Origin of the sequence: Phaeobacter sp. BS52 (assembly GCF_045040595.1) — a bacterium.
Taxonomy (GTDB): Bacteria; Pseudomonadota; Alphaproteobacteria; order Rhodobacterales; family Rhodobacteraceae; genus Phaeobacter; species Phaeobacter piscinae.
In genome coordinates, this window is sequence record NZ_CP090664.1 from 64,267 (window position 1) to 81,407 (window position 17,141).

The following is a 17,141-nucleotide window of genomic DNA, read 5'->3' on the forward strand; positions in this document are numbered from 1 at the left end:
GAGTTTAGATCTCTTTCGCGATTTTAATGACAGCAAGGCTGGCGTCGTCACGACCTCTGAAGTTCTCGGCCATCAGTTTTCCAGCAATCAACAGCGCCGAGCGCATCAGCAGAGCGGGTTTCTCGTGCAGGTCACGTAATGTCCGCAAACCATCGCTATGCAGAATTACAGTATCACCGGGCTGTAAATTGACCTCGTCCGAAAACGGAGAAAGTGCGGCTCCTCCAAGATGGCCATCGCGGGTCGCAAATCTCTTTGTCTCACCCAGCCGGGCGCGGATCGTCGCAATATTGCCAACGGAGGCATAGGACAGGCGTCGCCCGTCCGCAGCCACCGCGACACAGGCCGCAACAGCACCACGGGTATCAGCGATGTCATCCGATATATCCGCCAAGGCCGCGGCAGGGGTGCGACCCGGCTTGTGCCCGAAGGCCTGCAGAACCCGCTCAGCAGCATCCGCCGCCCGATGCCCGTGGCCAAGCCCGTCGCAGAGGATCAGATCCAGCCTGCCATCCGGGGCGATGTTGGGTGTCACACACGTCATATCCCACGCATCGCCACAGCGGGTTTCGCCAGGGTGGGTCACCAATAAACCGGCAACATCCATAGCGGCTGGCCGGTATGGGCGCTGCTGGAATTCACACGCAACAACTGTGCCTTCATCACGGTTTGAATAGATGTCAAACTGATCCGACAACCGTTGCATCGCACCCAGACCCAGCCCCGCCGAACCTTCGCTGCTGCTCCCGTCCCGCATCATTTTGTCGAGTGTATCAATCCCCGGCCCCTGATCCACGACGACCATCGCCAAACGCGGACCACCGATGCCCGGCATTTGTTGCAACAGACAACGGCCCCGTTTGGCATATCGCAGAACATTGGTCGCCGCCTCGCTGACAACGATGGCGATCTCCTCTGTCCGGGCCTGTGAAAATCCGGCCACCCGCGCCAACTGGCGCGCGTTGCGGCGACAGACCGAAACGTCGCTGGGATCTGAAAGAGGCAACCAATGGGTCATATCCGGGCCATCATTGTCACGCGTGTTCCTTTGCCTTCGTTGGTCTCGACCTCCAGCGCATCACTCAGTCGTTTCGCACCACCAAGACCACGCCCCATGCTGCCCGCAGTGCTGAAGCCATCACTGAACGCAGCGTCCAGATCCGCAATCCCGGGCCCGTTGTCGACACAGACCACGCTGATTGCGAGCGGTTCACTGTGCATATAGATACGCGCTTCGCCTCCGCCACCATGCATCACCACATTTCTTGCGATTTCACTGACCGCAGTGACAAACCGGGTTTTTTGAACAGTGCGCGCTCCGCGCTGGTCCATTTCGCGACCGGCGATCCGACGCACCTGAATAACGTCGCGATCCCTGATCAGCGCGTAAACACCAATCAGAACACCATCCGTGGGTATCATCCCCGAGCTTCACCGCGCAGATCGCGCAGCGCATGTGTCAAGCTGAGCGCCGTTTTGCTCTCAGGTAGGTCCATGCCCAATTCCACCAGTGTCATTGCCACCGCCGGACGCATGCCAACCACATAAGTCTGGGCATCCAACAGTTTTGACACGCTCGCCAGTTGCGCCAGAATCCGGCCCACGAATGTATCGACAATCTCCAATGCGCTGATGTCCATAACCACCGCGCGGGCCGCTTCGTCCACCACACGCTCGGAGAGGGCCTCCTGCAAATCCAGAATATCGGTGTCGGAAATATCTTCCTGGATCGCCACCAACAAAACGCCTTCGACAAAGTAAATGGCCGATGCGCTGGACATGTCAGTGATCCTTCTTCTTGGTGATTTCATACCCTACACGGTTCAACGCATCTGCCAGACCACTGCGGATGGTAGACCGGGTTGTTACCTCACCAACATCCACACCCAATTGCACCATTGTCTGCGCGATGGTCGGGCTGATACCGCTAATAATGCACTCCGCACCCATCAGACGTACAGCTGCAGCCATCCGCAGCATATGCTGGGCCACCTGGGTGTCCACGGTCTGCACGCCGGTAAGGTCGACGATCACCACCTCTGCCTGACGGCGCAGAATGGTCTCCAACAGGTTTTCCATCACCTCCTGCGCGCGTGCTGAATCCATCGTACCGATGAGGGGCAGGGTCAGTACCTTATCCCACAGTTCAACCACCGGTGTGGACAGCTCCTGCATCTGGTCACGCTGCTGTTCGATGATGCGGTCCCGTTCGGCGATGAATACGTCGGTACAATAAACCGCAAACGCATCAATGACCCTGCTGATGAACCAGATTTCTTCCACCAGTTGGCTGGGATAATCAGCGAGTCGATCCTTCAATCGGTAGAAAATTGGTGCCTTAAGAGCCAAGACGAATGAGGCCATATCACTCGGAGTAACCCCGCGAGAACTGCGTTCCTGAGTGACATCTATCAGAACGGTACGCAAATCCACCCAAGCATCGCTGGACAAATCAAACCGATCGCCGGTCGCACCCTTTTCGATCCCGGAAATTAGCGCACGCAACAAGGCACTGGTCTGCTCCCGCCCCTCTTTGTGGCTGAAAAGATCAGTCCGTTGCACGCCTTCGTCGCTCTGGGTCGAAATCCAGGACGCAACGATTTCATCAAAATCATTCTGCAAAATCGTGAGCACGGTTTCAGTAGCGGTTTCTGACATCTCAACCTCATTTGGGCAGGAGATCCGGCATCAGAAGTGCCGGAATGCTCTGTGGAGTGATCGATTTGATAACGCTCCATAGCCCTAGCTGTAAACAGAGAGTTTTGAAATCACACACAGAGTGGTGGAAATTTTCCTTTTTTCTTGCAAGGATAGGACGTGATGGCCGTATCGCGACACGTAGCATGCATTCCGGCTCCTCACTTGGAAAGGTCCACCATGTCCGCATCCCAGACAGCCGCCATGATTGCCTACGACAGTTTTATCCTGCGCTGCTGTCTCGCCGTTGCTCTGGGCCTGTTGATTGGTCTTGATCGCGAAATCAAAAAGAAGCCGCTGGGCGCGCGGGCCTATATGCTGATCTGTCTTGGCTGTTGCGCGCTGACGATGCTCACTCTTAATCTTGCGGCAACTGCGCAGGAGGGAACCGCTGCCGTTGATCCATCCCGGACGATACAGGGTATCGTGGGAGGTATCGGATTTCTGGGCGCCGGGGCGATCATGTCGACGACCGAGACCGGCAAACTCCGCGGGGTTGGCAGCGGTGCAGCCATCTGGGTTGTTGGCGTGGTTGGCATTGCGGTTGGATTTGGCTTCCTTGCCGAGGCTGCCTCGGTCGCCCTGCTGGCGTTTCTGATCCTCACCATCGTTGATTGGGCACAGCAACATAGACCAGATCTCGACAACGGCCAGGACACCTCCGACGGCGACGATTAGTTCCCGGCCCCAAGGCCCGACCAAAACCGACCCAAATAGCGCGGCAATTCAACAGCGCTGCGACAGCAGCGATTGCATCTGCCCCTCTGCGTCATATCTTGGACCCAGCAACAAGGAGCATCGCACATGACCACTGAACCCAGCGGCCAGCACTCAGATCGTGCAACCGGATCCGCCTCCGGGTTGAGTCGGAGCGAAGCTCGCGCCGCGCAGAACGCCCGCGATCTGGAGGACCACCTCAGCTGGCTTGATAGCATCACAGGCACTGCGCTTGGCGTCCTGGCCGTCGCTTCGGGGATCTACACCTATCTTGGCGTCTCATCTCTCTTGGATGACACCGGCGCATTCTCGGTGATTGCTGCCTTGGCCTATTCGGTGGCCGTATCCGTCGGAATTTTTGTATTCTGGTCTTATATGATGCGCCTGGTGCCAACCGTACGGACAGCCGCCGCGCGCATCGGCCTTGTGCTGTCGATGGCGCTAGGATCGGTTGCGATCATCGCAATGTCATCCTGGCTGAATGCCGCGGCCCTAGCCGGTGCTGCCGCTGTTGAACAGCATCTGGCCGTGACGGTGCAGGACTACCAAACGGCATTGGAACGCGCGGATGAAATCACCCAAAGCGGTCAGAGCCTGGCGCGGGATGTTGCACGGGTGCGGCAGACCTTTGTTGATCTCTCCGAGCAAGAGGCGACCGGTCAACTATCCGGTTTCGCTGGTCAGGGCGCGGTTTTCCGATTGCTGCGTCAAAAATCGGATGAGCTGGCGGCGTTGGAAACGCAGATCACCAGCCAGCAACCCTTGGTGGAGGCGGCCTTCGATGAGGGCAACGCCATCCTGTCACGCATGCGGGCGCTCACAGTCGAACAAGGTCCGGTCGCCCAGCGATCAGTCCTCTTTTCAGAAGAGGCTGTACGCCTTGCCAATGTCATCACCCAGCTGCGCCAACTGTCGGTCGCTCCACTGGTCCAAAGGGCCGCGCGCGACCTTTCCGACAGTGTCGTCACACCAGAACTGGACGGTTCGGATGCGGCCACCCGACAGGGGCAGCAGGCCACAATCGACAGCGTTCGCCGTGTTCTGGCGCAACGCGCAGATGGGCTTGGCGCTGCGGCCAGCGCGGTACTGAGCATGACCCCGCCACGTGATACCACCTACACTCCTGTCTCTGCTGCGGATGCTGTTATTCTCTATGCTGGCAATTTCGTACCGTCTTGGGCAGGCGCGATTGCGATTGACCTCCTGCTCGACGGTGCTGGTGTTGATTGTCGCCATTACACAAGCGGCAATCCGCGCCTAGCCGTGAAGGGGCCGCCACCGAGGACACAATGACGCTGGCGGAGCTGCGCGCCGCCGTGGCCGCCATCCGGGATATTGACACGTCTCTGGAACGCGCGGGCCCCTTCGCCGCACCCGGCAGTCAGCCCCCGGATATCGCCAGTCTGGACGATAAACGCCGTGCCGACTGATCGCGACGACCCCCAGCCGATAGCTGTCGCGCGCCGTCGTAAAAGGCCAGATACCTGGCGCGTATTGCGATGGGTATTTGCGGCGCAGCTCGGGTTTGCGGCTGTCCTGCTCGGAACGGATCTTGCAAAGCTAATCCCGCAACTGGCTTGGCCCTCTACCGCACCGGAGCTGACAGCACCGATTGGTCCTGGCGATCAGACCAGGCGATACACTCCCACACAGCTGCCAGATCGCCCGCCTGCCCCTGGCAGCCGACCATTGCCCAGCACTGAGAATATGCCCGACAGGCTGACCTTCGCCACACCTGAGTGGCAGGGTGAAACCGTGTTGACCCTGACTGGCCGGATCGCCGAGGGCGACGCGATGCGCTTTAGCGACTATCTGGAGACGCTGGAAACTCTGCCGTCACGAGCCTACCTCAATAGCCCGGGCGGCTCCGTCTCTGACGCTTTGACCATTGGTCGCGCCCTGCGCGCACGAGATATGAACACTGTGATGAGTGCCAGTGACATCTGCCTGTCCGCGTGCCCCTATATTTTGGCCGCCGGGGTCAGCAGAATTGCAGATGCAGACGCCATGATCGGCGTACATCAGCATTATTTCGGTCAGAATACCGTGCTGCCCGCCTTTGTCGCCGTAGAGCAGATCCAGCGCGGTCAGGGTGAGGTCATGAGCTATCTTCAGGAAATGGGCGTGGATCCGCTGATGATGCAACCCGCGCTGATGACCCCATCCGATGAAATCTACCTCCTGACGCCCGCCGAGCGGAGCACCTACCGCCTCACCACCACGGACGGTGATCCAGGGTAGGCGCGCTGACGCCTCTCCATCATGACAGGCGAATAATCGCCAGCCAAAGCCTTGCAGCACCGCAGTGATCCGATAGGATTGTCGTGACAAAAACAGATGGCAGGCAGGCAGATGAGCATTTCACGACGCAGCTTCGGACTCGGACTGATGGCGCTTGGCGTCGGGGCCTGCAGCGAAGGGGTAACCAGGACATCGGCACCGCGCACTGTCGGCGGGTTACCGGCCGATCTGCGCCCGGTACCCAACGCGGCCTATGATGCTTGGGTTGCCGGGTTTCGCCAACGCGCAAACGCCGCCGGGATCAGCAACAGCACTCTCAATGCCGCGTTTCGTGGCGCAGGTTACCTGCCGGGTGTGATCAAGCGCGATCGCAACCAGACAGAGTTCAAACGCAGCCTTGAGGATTACCTCTCTATTGCCGCTTCCGACGAACGCGTCAGCAAAGGGCGCGCGGCCTATGCCCGCTATCGCGGCACTCTCAACGCGCTTGAGCAGACCTATGGTGTTGATGCCGAAATCATCACTGCGATCTGGGGTCTTGAGAGCTTTTTCGGAGAGCGTCGGGGCGACGTGCCGGTCATCTCCGCCACATCAACCCTCGCTTTTGACGGTAAGCGGGGCGCCTTTTTCGAGAAACAGCTGATGGCTGCCCTTAGAATCCTGCAGAATGGCGATATCTCCGCCGCACGCATGACTGGCAGCTGGGCTGGTGCGATGGGGCATACCCAGTTCATCCCCACGTCCTATCAGGCTTTTGCCGTTGATTTTACCGGCGATGGTCGTCGCGATATCTGGTCCGAAGATCCCAGCGACGCGCTCGCCTCAACCGCCGCCTATTTAGCCCGCAACGGCTGGACCCGCGGGCTGCGCTGGGGTCAAGAGGTGAGCGGAACAGCCGCCCCCAGCGGAACACTCATCCAACCCCAGGCAGGCGGTCCGAAGTTTGCCGTCACGAGCAATTTCCGCGCCATCAAGCGCTATAACAACTCTGACGCCTATGCGATCGGGGTTGGCCATCTCGCTGATCGTATCGGTGGGGCTAGCCCCCTGCGCAGCAGCTTTCCACCAGACGCAAATGGGCTGACCAAGGATGATCGTATCCTGCTGCAGAAACGCCTGACCGCGAAGGGCTTTGACACTGGCGGTGCTGATGGCGTTATCGGACCAAACAGCGAAAACGCCATCCGCGCCTATCAGCAAAGCCGTGGCCTGCCTGCCACCGGGGCCCATCGCAAGCCCTGCTCGGCGCATTGGGCTAAGCAAGCAATTAAAATCAGGCTCGCCGGGTCTACGTGATCAACGTCGGCGGTAAACGCATGCGCGGCGCCTTTGGCGCCTTGAACTGGGATGTGCGCACCTCATATAGTGAACGTACGTTCATTCATTTTGGAATCATTATGACCTCCACACCCGCACCTCGTCTGCAAGGCCTGGACCTTGCACGCTATTTCGCATTTGTCGGAATGGTCATTGTCAACTTCAAGATCGCCATGGGGGCCGAGAGCGGCACGGGTGTTGTGGCGTTTCTCAGCACCGCTCTTGAAGGGCGCGCGGCCGCATGTTTTGTTGTTCTGGCCGGGATCGGGCTGGGCCTTGCGTCAAACCGGTCAACCGGAAGCATCGCTGCAACGACGGTACGACGCGCTGCGTTCCTGATGGGCCTCGGGATGATCAACATGCTGATATTTGACGCTGATATCCTGCATTACTATGCCGTCTATTTCATGTTCGCGGCTGTCCTGCTGAGAGCGTCGACACGGGTGCTTGCATCGCTCACAGCCATACTGATCCTGATGTTTCCAGTGCTGCTATTGATCTTCAACTACGACAGCGGCTGGGATTGGGAGCTTTATACCTATGCAGACCTCTGGACGATAACGGGGTTTTTGCGCCATCTTCTGTTCAATGGCTGGCACCCTGTTGTACCCTGGATTGCATTTCTGCTTGCCGGTATCGTCTTGTCTCGAATGCCATTGCAGAGCCAAAGATTTCAGATCGGCCTTATCCTCGTCGGCGCGGTGATTTACACGGTGACCGAAGCAACCAGCGCAATCGCGGTTCAAAGTCTACAGCAGATTGATCCTGAACTGGCAGACTTGGCGACAACACTGCCAATCCCGCCAATGCCGTTCTACATGATCGCCGGGCTCTCCTCCGCCGCTATCGTGATCGGTGGATGCCTGTTGTTGACGCCTACGCTGCAACGGCTCGGCATCGTGCAGGCATTGGCCCCCGCGGGCCGCCAGACCCTGACGCTTTATATTGCGCATATTCTCATCGGTATGGGTATTTTGGAAGAAATGAACATGTTGGAAGGTCAGACGCCTGAGACCGCCGTCGCGGCAGCCCTTCTGTTCTGCATCTGTGCGACCGGATATGCGTGGCTCTGGTCACGATTTGCCAAAACCGGCCCGATTGAAATGGCCATGCGCAAGCTGGCGGGGTGACGGTTGGTATTCTGCGCGGTACCAGATAGGCACACACCCCGCGCACCTGTGGCTGCAAGAAGGATGAGGACCTTAGTACAATCCTCATCACTAGAAATGACCTTGATTAGACCCAGTCAGGTCTTGGCCAAGGCATCAACCAGTTCAGATTTGGTCATGTCAGAGCGGCCGGGAATATCGCGATCCTGTGCGTGTTGGTACAATTCGGACTTGGTTTTCGCATTCAGAGCGGCCTTGCTGCCCTTGGCACGACCATTGTCATCGGTTGAGTGACGGATAACCTTCAGCAGATCTTCCTTGGACATCTCAGATCGCCCGTCGATCCCCAAATCCTGCGCCCGCTCGTACAGCATATTATAGGTCGGGCCGCTCTCCTTCATCTGCGCAACTTGGTCTTGGACGTCGTCAGGCTGATCGGAAAACTGCTCACTGCCATCCTGCGTATCGCTCTGTTTTTTGGCGGTTGAGCGTTGGTATTCATCTTCGGTCAGAACCATCCGGACTTCCTTGGGCAGGTAGCGCTCGCCGGTGTCGCTGCTTTTGGCGCCGGATTTTGTGCCCCAATCCTCTTCACTCCATTGGTTGAGGTCAGTCTCGTCCTGATCGGGACCGTCATCTGCATAGGTCCCGCCGCGTCGCTTGTACATCTGCACAGCCAGCTGGGCCTTTCGGGCAGACCATTCGCCCGGCTCACCGCCCTTATCGCTTTGCGTGATCTCTTCCTTGACCTCCTGCCAAAGCTCAGGGTCATTCTTCTTGGCTGTTGTCATCAATCGCTCCTCCTGATGCTGTTGCAATCAGCAATCCGCCCGACCAGGAAAAGCGTCCGCCACCCTCGCCCCGTCGGCCATGCAGGTTTGATGAGAAACGCGCCAAGCGGCTTTCCGTTCCCCGACATGAAAAGATCCATTTCACGTCGAGATAAACGTAACCTCGCCGCGATCAATCTCTGCCGCTGTCAGACGGCCGGTGGCGAATGCACCAGTATCCAATGCGATCCGCCCCTCGGCGACGGTCGGCTCGTTCACGATCCAGTGGCCATGCACGACCCAGATACCATCCTCACGGCGTAGGCGGCGTGTATCTGGGCGGCCCCATACCAGCGCCTGCCGAAACTGAGCCGTCAACGGCGCCTCGGGATCGGCACCGGCATGGGCCATAAAGACGTTGCCAGATTGGCAGCAGGCTAGGCAGGGTCTCCAGCCACGTAATCATCTCGGCACCCATCACCGCGCGCAGCGTCTGCGCCGCGCTCTCAAGGTCAGCTGCAGAGGATTGTTCCGAAACCCCACCCACACCAAAGCTCGCCAGCGTCTGCAATCCGCCATTGCGCAGCCAGATCTCCGCGTTCGGGACTGGGTCCGCCAGAAAATCAAGCAGCATCGCCTCATGATTGCCGGTCAGGGCTACAATATCAGGCCGTGCCATCAGCCGCCGCAAAACCTTCGCGCTCTGCTCTCCCCGGTCGATATAATCCCCAAGGCAGACAATAGGCAGATCAGGATCAAGTTGCCCCAGAAGTTTGGCCAGCAGGTCATCACAGCCATGGATGTCTCCGATCACGTAAAAGCGCAGCTCTGGGTTGAGAGCTACGAAATCTTGCGATTTTCCCTGAACTCCGGTAATTAACTTTTTGAACATAATCGCTGCTCCCTGGGGGCCTGACGCTGTTTCAACCGGCAAATCTGCGGGTTTAGTGTTAGGCGGGGTTGGGCGCAGTGTGAAGAAGCACCACCAAAAAAGGTGGGCACGACGAGGCTGGGTGGGAATGCGGGTACACGCAATTCTTCTGATTGGCTGTCTGAGCACGCTCAGCGGCCCGCTGGGTGCAATCCGTGCACCAGCCCAAACTCTGTCGACCTATGGCACCCCGGGGTTGGTCGATATGCCAACTGCTGAGGTTCTGCCGGATGGAACACTGGCGCTGACCACCTCGAACTTTGAGAACACCAGCCGCAATACCCTGACGTTTCAAATGTTGCCGAATGTCTACGGCAGCTTCCGCTACAGTTTTCTGCGGGACTTTGATTCCGGGGTGGGTCTCAGCCGCTATGACCGCAGCTTTGATGTTCACTTTCAGCTGCGCCGGGAAACCGCTGCGGGGCCTGCCATTGCCCTTGGCCTGCGCGATTTCGGAGGTACCGGTGTCTATGCCAGTGAATATCTTGTCGCAACAAAACACGTGACACCCGATGTCATCGTTACTGGCGGGATCGGATGGGGGCGGCTGGCCGGACGCGGCGGGCAGCGCAATCCGCTGACCGCACTGAACGGTCGGTTTGATACCCGTGAAGATTCAAATGCCGGTGGCATATCGACCACAGGCCAGCTGGATTTCGGCAATTGGTTCCGGGGCGACGCTGCCCTCTTCGGTGGGCTGCGCTGGGATGTGACTCCGCAATGGTCTGTGATGGCGGAATATTCCTCCGACACCTACTCTGCAGAGGCTCAGCGAGGGCTGAGCGATGTTCGCTCCCCTTTCAATATCGGGGCATCCTATCAGTTCGACAATGGCGTGACCCTGGGCGGGTCATATCTGAATGGTTCTGCGCTTGCCGTGCAGCTGAGCTATGCGTTTGACCCGCGCCGCGCCGCAACACCCGGTGGTCAGGGCGCGGCAGCGCCCGCGCTGAAACCAGCCGAACAGGTGGCAGTGGCGAGTTGGAACCTCGCCCAGGGCGGGCCTGATGAACCACAACCTCCCCGCCTGAACGATGTGCTGAAATCCCAGCTGGAGGCAGAGGGCCTTCGCTTGATCAGTTTTGAACGCGAAGGGTCCAGCGCGCGCATCACCGTGGAGAATTTGCGCTACGGCGCGGCGGCGCAAGCGGTTGGGCGCACAACCCGCGTCATGGCCAATACTCTGCCGCCCCATTTGCAGCATTTTGAGGTGACGCTCGCTGAAAACGGGCTGCCCACAACCCGCATCAAAAGTCAGCGCAGCGACCTCTACGAGCTGGAGGGGGATCTGGATGAAGCCTGGCGCAGTCTTGCCCGGACTGAGATCGAAGATGCCCCGGACCGCATCGCTGTGGATGAGGATGTCGCTGCCTTTGCCCGCTTCACCTATCGCTTTGGCCCCTATACGCAACTTTCCTTCTTTGATCCGGATGAGCCGCTGCGCTATGAGATCGGCGCGGAGCTGAAAGCCAGCTATCAGCCTGCGCCCGGCTGGACCTTTGCCGGTCAGTTGCGTCAGCCAGTGATTGGCAACCTTGATGCCTCGGCCCGCCCTTCGAACTCCGTCTTGCCCCGGGTCCGCTCAGACTGGGCGCGCTATGCCTCTGAATCCGACCTGCGTCTCAGCCATTTGACCGCTGACTACAGTTGGCGGCCCGGTCAGGATCTGTTTGCCCGCGTCACAGCAGGCTATCTTGAGCAGATGTTTGGCGGCATCTCAGCAGAGCTGCTCTGGTTTCCGGTTGGCAGCAACCTCGCGCTTGGAGCGGAGCTGAATTATGCCAGACAGCGGGATTTCGATGTCCAGTTCGGGTTCCAGGACTACGACGTTATGACCGGCCATGCCTCCGTCTACTACAAAACCCGCGGCGACTATCATGTTCAGGTTGATATGGGCCGGTATCTTGCCTAGCGACTGGGGCACCACGGTTACGGTTGATCGTGAGTTCAACAACGGATTCAAAGTCGGCGCATTTGCAACGCTGACAGACGCGTCTTACGAAGAATTTGGCGAGGGCTCCTTTGACAAAGGCATTCGTGTTGAGGTGCCGGTTGCCTGGCTCACCGGAAAACCCTCCCGACGCAGCATCACACAGGTCATCCGCCCAGTTCTGCGGGATGGCGGTGCCCGCCTGAACGTACAGACACGCCTCTATGACAAGGTCCGCGACAGCCGTGGACGGGCGCTTGCCGCACAATGGGGGCGCTACGCCAGATGATAAACGCGCGACGCCTCCACCGGATCACCCGTGCCATTGCGACCCTCGCCTACCTGAGCACTGGGGCCTGCACGAATGATGAACGCGAGATCCTGACGGCAGAGCAGTTGACACGAGGACTTTCTGAACAGACCACTGCACGCGCCGCCATGCTGGCCAACGCAGGTGCCGAGCAGATGCAGGTCCGATTTCTCAAGACCGGGAGAAGCGGTGTAATGCTGCAGGAGACCCACCGCGCCGGACTGGTAACATGGCTGTCCTCCGACGGGGCAAGTCTGCAAACCGATAAGGGCTTGCTGCGCGCGACCCGTGGGTTCGGGGCGGGTTTGATGGCTGTCGACCTGGAGCAATCTCATCGTCGTATTTTTGCACATGCAGAAGGCCCGGCAGAGCGATTTCACAGCTATCTGACTGGAAATGACGAGACTGAGACCCGAACTTATCACTGCGACATCAGGGATCGCGGCAACCGCACACTGACCATTGCCTAGCCAGGGCATCACGACCCGTCTGATCGCCGAAAGCTGTGTCAACCCGGACCAGAGCTTCCTGAACCTCTATTGGCTACGAGCAACCGATAACAGGCTAGTCCAGAGCCGCCAGTGGACCGGACCCTATCTCGGCACAATGACAACACGGCTGCAGGTGACACCATGACCCGCACCATCCCACCCCGACCGGAGGAAAGACCTTGCGCGTGATTTCCATGATCTGCTGCGCCACCCTTGCGCTGGCAGGATGTTCAACCGTCTACCGCAGCTCTGATGTCATCCCCGGCGCAGGGGATGGCACACAGGTACGTGTGGTGCCGCTGAATGGCGAAACCGTAACGCAAGCCAATCGTGCCCCCTATGCTCCGCAATCCCTTCCGGAGGCCTATGCCCGCAGCGCCGGAACCGGCGCGGGTGTTTCTGTTCGCGGCGCGGGGCGACTGCCAGAAGCGCCATCCACTCAGGATGGGCTTCGCAATCAGCGCCTTGCCCTGAAGCGTCCTCCGGCGGTCCCCGAGATGTCCTACCAGATCGGGGTCGGCGATGTCGTCATGCTGGCAACGCCCACGACGCGCAACACCCTGGAAGAGCTGACCGGGCTACTGGCGGCGCAGAACAGCCGCAATGGCTACACCGTCCAGGATGACGGATCGGTCAATATCCCCGATGTCGGGCGCGTGCGCATTGCGGGCCTGACAATTGAGGATGCAGAGGAACTGCTGTTCCAGAAACTAGTAGAAGCCCAGTTCGACCCGACTTTCAGCCTCGAAATCGCAGAATTCAACTCGCGCCGGGTCTCCGTTGGCGGAGCCGTTGGAAAACCCGGTGTTCTGCCGATCACCCTGACACCGCTCTACCTCAGCGAAGCGCTGGCCGCTGCGGGCAGCGTGTCCGTAGCGGATATCGACGTGAGCTCCGTCAGGATCTATCGCGACGGTGAACTCTATCAGATCCCGCTTACAGATTTCTACGCCAGCCCCGATCTACAAAACACACGCCTCATCTCAGGCGATGCCGTGTTTGTCGATACGGATTTCAATCTCAACCGCGCTGAGCGCTTCTTTGAACAACAGATACGCCTGAAGCAGACGACGCTCGCTGCCCGCGCACAGGAACTGAGTGAGCTGAACACTGCGATCTCCCTGCGCCGCAGTGACTATGCAGAACAGCGCAGCACCTTTGAGGCGCGCGAAGTTCTTGGCGCGAATGACCGTGACTATGTCTATCTGACCGGCGAGGTCGATAAACAGACCCGCTATCCCCTGCCCTATGAACGCCAAGCCTCTCTGGCGGATGCGCTCTATGATGCAGGTGGTGGGATCGCGCGCGAAACCGGTGATGTTTCACAAGTCTATGTGCTGCGCGCCTCCAGCGACCCGCGTGAATTCGGCGCGGTGACCGCCTGGCATCTGAATGCCAGCAGTGCGGCCAACCTGACACTTGCAACTAAATTTCAGCTGCGACCGGATGATGTGATCTTCGTCGCCGAGAACCCGGTCACCAAATGGGGCCGTACTCTACGCCAAATCACCCCTTCTCTGATCACAACACCCGTCGCAGCGGCGGTGAACTGATGGGACAAACGGCGATAGGCTATATCATGCGCCCAACCTTAAGCTGCGCCCTTTCCCTTCTGCTGATGGCAGGTTCGGGTCTGGCGCAGACTGGAACGCCCGCAGAGGACCAACTGGATTGCGAGGATGACCGCAACGCGGAAGAGGACGCGTGTCTTTTGTTCATTGAGCCGGTTGCAGGTCAATTCGCACCGATGATTGCACCTGCAATTGGTCTTCTGGGTCTGGCACTGGTCGCGGGCCTTGGCTCCTCAGGGTCGACCAGCACCACAAGCACGGACTAGGGGCGGGGCCTTAGTGGCGGCCCGCATTAAGGCTTGCCCGACATCTCGCACTGAACCAACCAATCAGCTGCGACCCGCAGGTCTGCCCGCAAATCCTCGGTTGCCTGCGCGCGCAGATGGGGGTCAGGCACCCGAAGCAGATAAGACGGATGCAAGGTGATCAGGACAGGGGTCCCGTCGGTGCGATGCTCAATCGTTCCACGCCGTTGCAGGATATCCTTGCCCGACCCAAGCAATGCCTCCGCCGCTGTCGCGCCTAGCGCAAGGATCAGCTTTGGTTGGACCAGATCCAGTTCAGCCCGGAGCCAAACCTGACAATGGCGGATCTCCGATCCGTTGGGCCGTTGATGCAGTCTCTTGCGACCTCGGGGCATGAATTTGAAATGTTTCACCGCATTGGTGACATAGGCCGCCTCCCGCGGCAGCCCGGTCTCAGCCGCCAATTGATCAAACAGCTGCCCAGCGGGCCCCACAAATGGCCGACCCACCAGATCCTCCTGGTCACCGGGTTGTTCGCCGACAATCATCAGATCCGCATCTGTTGGACCTTCACCGGGCACGGCCTGGGTGGCTTGGCCATACAACGGACAGCGAGTGCAGCTATTGATCGCGGCTGGCAATTCATCTGCCGGTCCCCGCCAATAGGGGTTTGCCTCTGGCAAGCGGGCCTGCACCCGCGCAGCGCGTAACGGTGGCAAGGTTGGTGCGGCTTCCGCCATGGCGCGTGCCCGCGCCGGGGCTGTGGCGATCAACTCCGGAATGGCGGCGGCCTCCGGCATATTCTTCCAGTATTTTTTAGGCATCTCCGACTGCATGGCCTGAACCTTCAGCCGCGCCGGATTGAAGATATTGCGGAAATAGGTGATCCAGAGCTGTTCGCTGGCATCCTGCGGCAGTTCAGGCCGGGGATGGCCGGGCTCAAACCGCAGCTCGCCCCCCTCAAATATCGCTGCAACATCCGGCGTCAGTATGCGCCAGTCCATATCGGCAAAGCGCCGAGCGAAGAACGTTGCCGTTGGCTCCACCGTGTGATGTGTCGGCTCGAACCACGCCGCGAAGGACCGGCGCGGCGCATCGGCGTCACCCAGTTCACGAAACCGGACGAAGGCTTTCATCTTGTGTTGGCAGCGCGACACAGCTTTTTCCATCTGCCGCAGCCGGGCCAAATCCACATCACCGCGATCACTCATCAGACCACGCGCCCCCCGCAGGCGCCAGAGAAACCCATAGAGTCGGGAAAACCGGCTCGGATCGCTGTGCCAGACCACCTTATCCGCCAAGGTGACAAAGCCGCGCGGCACCTGGATATCACCATTAGGCGGCGGGCGGGTCTGCGATGCGAACAGATCCGGCGCCGTGCTGTCGTTGTTCCAGAGAATTGCCTCAGGTGGAACACCCTGTGCCAGAAACCCCCGCGCAGCGCGGCGCCAGGCCTCCGCCGTCCCAATTACAGGCATTTCAGCATGGTACATCAGAACAGGGCCAGCTGTTCTGGTGGCGGTGCAAACCGCGCCCGCAAATCGACACTGTCCGTCAGCCGGCCCGGTGTCCAACCACCCGCCACGACAAAGGCCCGTGCCTTCTTCATGGACGCCCCGATGCGCAGAAGATCCTCATATCGCAGCGACCGGTGCCGCCGGGTACTCAGGATGCGGTTCACCGTCTTCACGCCAAACCCCGGCACCCGCAACAGCATCTCTCGGCTGGCACGGTTCACATCCAACGGGAACATTTCACGATGGGCCAGCGCCCAGGCCAGTTTGGGATCTATATGCAGATCCAGATTGCCATCCGGCGTCACCGAGGTGATCTCATCAAGCTGGAAGTCGTAAAACCGCAGCAACCAATCTGCCTGATACAAGCGATGCTCGCGCTGCAACGGCGGAGAAATCAGCGGCAACTTGGCCGAACTGTCGGGGATTGGGGAGAATGCAGAATAATAAACCCGCTTCAGCTTGTAGCTGGAGTAAAGCCGGGTCGACTGGCCCAACACCATCGCGTCGTTTGCCCCATCCGCCCCGATAATCATCTGCGTCGACTGCCCTGCCGGGGCGAACCGTGGCGGGCGACGGCCTGTGTGGCTGCGATCCTTGGCAGCCTCCTTGCGCAGGCGCACATCGCCCATCGCCTTGCGGATTTGGCTAGGATCTTTCTCCGGCGCATGTTCGCGCACTGCTGCATCATTTGGCATCTCGACGTTGATAGACAGGCGATCCGCCAACAGTCCAGCCTCAGCGATCAGCTCCGGCGCTGCATCAGGAATCGTCTTGAGGTGGATATAACCGCGAAAATTCTCTTCCTGCCGCAGTTTACGCGCAATCTGTACCATATCCGACATCGTCGCGTCCGGCGACCGGATGATCCCAGAGGAGAGGAACAGACCTTCGATATAATTGCGTCGGTAGAATTCGATGGTCAGTTTCACCACTTCATCCACCGAAAACCGCGCGCGCGGCACGTTCGAGGACACCCGATTCACGCAGTATGTGCAGTCATAGATGCAAAAGTTGGTCATCAGGATCTTCAACAGGCTGATGCAGCGCCCATCTGGCGCGTAGGCGTGGCAGATTCCCGTCCCCTCGTTTGAGCCCAACCCCTTCCCATCGCGTGAGTCGCGTTTGGTTGAGCCAGAAGACGCGCAAGAGGCATCATATTTGGCAGCATCACTTAGGATGGCGAGTTTTTGATCCAGTGTCTGTCGAGTCATATGTTCTGTATATGTTCTCATTGAGGGGAAGGCAATCCAAGTTGCAATGAACAGGCCGACCCATCCCACAACTTCGGCTGCGAC

General features: G+C 59.2%; 17 protein-coding genes and 2 pseudogenes. 11 read left to right on the forward strand and 8 right to left on the reverse strand.

What is annotated here, in order from left to right; translation table 11 throughout:
- Positions 1-4 precede the first annotated feature (4 nt).
- From L0Z65_RS18080 to L0Z65_RS18095, 4 genes are read right to left on the reverse strand one after another with little or no spacing between them, the layout of a single operon-like run.
- Positions 5-1,018, reverse strand: coding sequence for an ATP-binding protein (locus tag L0Z65_RS18080; RefSeq protein ID WP_392342322.1), 1,014 nt, complete (start codon positions 1,016-1,018; stop codon positions 5-7).
- A complete protein-coding gene (locus tag L0Z65_RS18085) occupies positions 1,015-1,422 on the reverse strand; it encodes an ATP-binding protein (RefSeq protein WP_096873306.1) in 408 nt (135 codons plus the stop codon). The genes L0Z65_RS18080 and L0Z65_RS18085 overlap by 4 nt, the downstream gene beginning before the upstream one ends.
- Positions 1,419-1,781: an STAS domain-containing protein gene (locus L0Z65_RS18090; protein ID WP_096873305.1), complete on the reverse strand. Its 363-nt coding sequence runs from the start codon at positions 1,779-1,781 to the stop codon at positions 1,419-1,421. The genes L0Z65_RS18085 and L0Z65_RS18090 overlap by 4 nt, the downstream gene beginning before the upstream one ends.
- A gap of 1 nt (position 1,782) precedes the next feature.
- Positions 1,783-2,658, reverse strand: a complete 876-nt coding sequence (locus L0Z65_RS18095; protein ID WP_096873304.1) for an STAS domain-containing protein — start codon at positions 2,656-2,658, stop codon at positions 1,783-1,785.
- A gap of 219 nt (positions 2,659-2,877) precedes the next feature.
- Between L0Z65_RS18095 and L0Z65_RS18100 the strand changes: the two genes are divergently transcribed.
- The 5 genes and pseudogenes from L0Z65_RS18100 (at position 2,878) to L0Z65_RS18120 (ending at position 8,102) form a co-directional block, all read left to right on the forward strand.
- Entirely contained in the window at positions 2,878-3,375 is a 498-nt protein-coding gene (locus L0Z65_RS18100) for an MgtC/SapB family protein (RefSeq protein ID WP_392342325.1), read from the forward strand.
- A gap of 126 nt (positions 3,376-3,501) precedes the next feature.
- Positions 3,502-4,844 (forward strand): annotated as a pseudogene (locus L0Z65_RS18105) (hypothetical protein).
- A gap of 277 nt (positions 4,845-5,121) precedes the next feature.
- A complete protein-coding gene (locus L0Z65_RS18110; protein WP_392342327.1) occupies positions 5,122-5,655 on the forward strand; it encodes an ATP-dependent Clp protease proteolytic subunit in 534 nt (177 codons plus the stop codon).
- A gap of 111 nt (positions 5,656-5,766) precedes the next feature.
- Positions 5,767-6,914: pseudogene (locus L0Z65_RS18115) on the forward strand (lytic murein transglycosylase).
- Between the two features lie 138 nt (positions 6,915-7,052).
- Complete coding sequence (locus L0Z65_RS18120) at positions 7,053-8,102, forward strand: DUF418 domain-containing protein (RefSeq protein WP_392342366.1); 1,050 nt, start codon at positions 7,053-7,055, stop codon at positions 8,100-8,102.
- Positions 8,103-8,218: 116 nt separating this feature from the next.
- Here the strand turns inward: L0Z65_RS18120 and L0Z65_RS18125 are convergent, their stop codons facing one another.
- The gene (locus L0Z65_RS18125) at positions 8,219-8,872 is read right to left on the reverse strand and encodes a Rho termination factor N-terminal domain-containing protein (protein WP_392342329.1); all 654 of its coding nucleotides are present in this window, start codon (positions 8,870-8,872) and stop codon (positions 8,219-8,221) included.
- Between the two features lie 292 nt (positions 8,873-9,164).
- Positions 9,165-9,743, reverse strand: a complete 579-nt coding sequence (locus L0Z65_RS18130; RefSeq protein ID WP_392342331.1) for a metallophosphoesterase — start codon at positions 9,741-9,743, stop codon at positions 9,165-9,167.
- Between the two features lie 127 nt (positions 9,744-9,870).
- Between L0Z65_RS18130 and L0Z65_RS18135 the strand changes: the two genes are divergently transcribed.
- Genes L0Z65_RS18135 through L0Z65_RS18160 form a run of 6 tightly spaced genes read left to right on the forward strand, consistent with a single transcriptional unit; the run spans position 9,871 to position 14,350 of the window.
- Positions 9,871-11,694, forward strand: a complete 1,824-nt coding sequence (locus L0Z65_RS18135; protein WP_392342333.1) for a YjbH domain-containing protein — start codon at positions 9,871-9,873, stop codon at positions 11,692-11,694.
- Entirely contained in the window at positions 11,687-12,001 is a 315-nt protein-coding gene (locus L0Z65_RS18140; RefSeq protein ID WP_405112800.1) for a YjbH domain-containing protein, read from the forward strand. Before L0Z65_RS18135 ends, L0Z65_RS18140 begins: the two co-directional genes overlap by 8 nt.
- On the forward strand, positions 11,998-12,492 hold the full coding sequence (locus L0Z65_RS18145; RefSeq protein ID WP_392342335.1) for a YjbF family lipoprotein: 495 nt from the start codon (positions 11,998-12,000) through the stop codon (positions 12,490-12,492). The genes L0Z65_RS18140 and L0Z65_RS18145 overlap by 4 nt, the downstream gene beginning before the upstream one ends.
- The gene (locus tag L0Z65_RS18150) at positions 12,485-12,658 is read left to right on the forward strand and encodes a YjbF family lipoprotein (protein WP_392342338.1); all 174 of its coding nucleotides are present in this window, start codon (positions 12,485-12,487) and stop codon (positions 12,656-12,658) included. The genes L0Z65_RS18145 and L0Z65_RS18150 overlap by 8 nt, the downstream gene beginning before the upstream one ends.
- Positions 12,659-12,692: 34 nt before the next feature.
- Positions 12,693-14,066, forward strand: coding sequence for a polysaccharide biosynthesis/export family protein (locus tag L0Z65_RS18155; RefSeq protein WP_392342340.1), 1,374 nt, complete (start codon positions 12,693-12,695; stop codon positions 14,064-14,066).
- Between the two features lie 26 nt (positions 14,067-14,092).
- Complete coding sequence (locus tag L0Z65_RS18160; RefSeq protein WP_405112805.1) at positions 14,093-14,350, forward strand: hypothetical protein; 258 nt, start codon at positions 14,093-14,095, stop codon at positions 14,348-14,350.
- A 26-nt stretch (positions 14,351-14,376) separates the two neighbouring features.
- Here L0Z65_RS18160 and L0Z65_RS18165 read toward each other — a convergent pair whose 3' ends face one another.
- The gene (locus L0Z65_RS18165) at positions 14,377-15,822 is read right to left on the reverse strand and encodes a UdgX family uracil-DNA binding protein (protein WP_392342343.1); all 1,446 of its coding nucleotides are present in this window, start codon (positions 15,820-15,822) and stop codon (positions 14,377-14,379) included.
- On the reverse strand, positions 15,822-17,057 hold the full coding sequence (locus L0Z65_RS18170; protein WP_392342345.1) for a putative DNA modification/repair radical SAM protein: 1,236 nt from the start codon (positions 17,055-17,057) through the stop codon (positions 15,822-15,824). The genes L0Z65_RS18165 and L0Z65_RS18170 overlap by 1 nt, the downstream gene beginning before the upstream one ends.
- Positions 17,058-17,141 lie beyond the last annotated feature (84 nt).

Coding starts and splice junctions, on each gene's coding strand:
- L0Z65_RS18095 (WP_096873304.1), bottom strand. CDS start 2,658: ATGTCAGAAACCGCTACTGAAACCGTGCTCACGATTTTGCAGAATGAT.
- L0Z65_RS18165 (WP_392342343.1), bottom strand. CDS start 15,822: ATGTACCATGCTGAAATGCCTGTAATTGGGACGGCGGAGGCCTGGCGC.
- L0Z65_RS18125 (WP_392342329.1), bottom strand. CDS start 8,872: ATGACAACAGCCAAGAAGAATGACCCTGAGCTTTGGCAGGAGGTCAAG.
- L0Z65_RS18160 (WP_405112805.1), top strand. CDS start 14,093: ATGCGCCCAACCTTAAGCTGCGCCCTTTCCCTTCTGCTGATGGCAGGT.
- L0Z65_RS18135 (WP_392342333.1), top strand. CDS start 9,871: ATGCGGGTACACGCAATTCTTCTGATTGGCTGTCTGAGCACGCTCAGC.
- L0Z65_RS18130 (WP_392342331.1), bottom strand. CDS start 9,743: ATGTTCAAAAAGTTAATTACCGGAGTTCAGGGAAAATCGCAAGATTTC.
- L0Z65_RS18145 (WP_392342335.1), top strand. CDS start 11,998: ATGATAAACGCGCGACGCCTCCACCGGATCACCCGTGCCATTGCGACC.
- L0Z65_RS18090 (WP_096873305.1), bottom strand. CDS start 1,781: ATGTCCAGCGCATCGGCCATTTACTTTGTCGAAGGCGTTTTGTTGGTG.
- L0Z65_RS18100 (WP_392342325.1), top strand. CDS start 2,878: ATGTCCGCATCCCAGACAGCCGCCATGATTGCCTACGACAGTTTTATC.
- L0Z65_RS18080 (WP_392342322.1), bottom strand. CDS start 1,018: ATGACCCATTGGTTGCCTCTTTCAGATCCCAGCGACGTTTCGGTCTGT.
- L0Z65_RS18170 (WP_392342345.1), bottom strand. CDS start 17,057: ATGACTCGACAGACACTGGATCAAAAACTCGCCATCCTAAGTGATGCT.
- L0Z65_RS18110 (WP_392342327.1), top strand. CDS start 5,122: ATGCCCGACAGGCTGACCTTCGCCACACCTGAGTGGCAGGGTGAAACC.
- L0Z65_RS18120 (WP_392342366.1), top strand. CDS start 7,053: ATGACCTCCACACCCGCACCTCGTCTGCAAGGCCTGGACCTTGCACGC.
- L0Z65_RS18085 (WP_096873306.1), bottom strand. CDS start 1,422: ATGATACCCACGGATGGTGTTCTGATTGGTGTTTACGCGCTGATCAGG.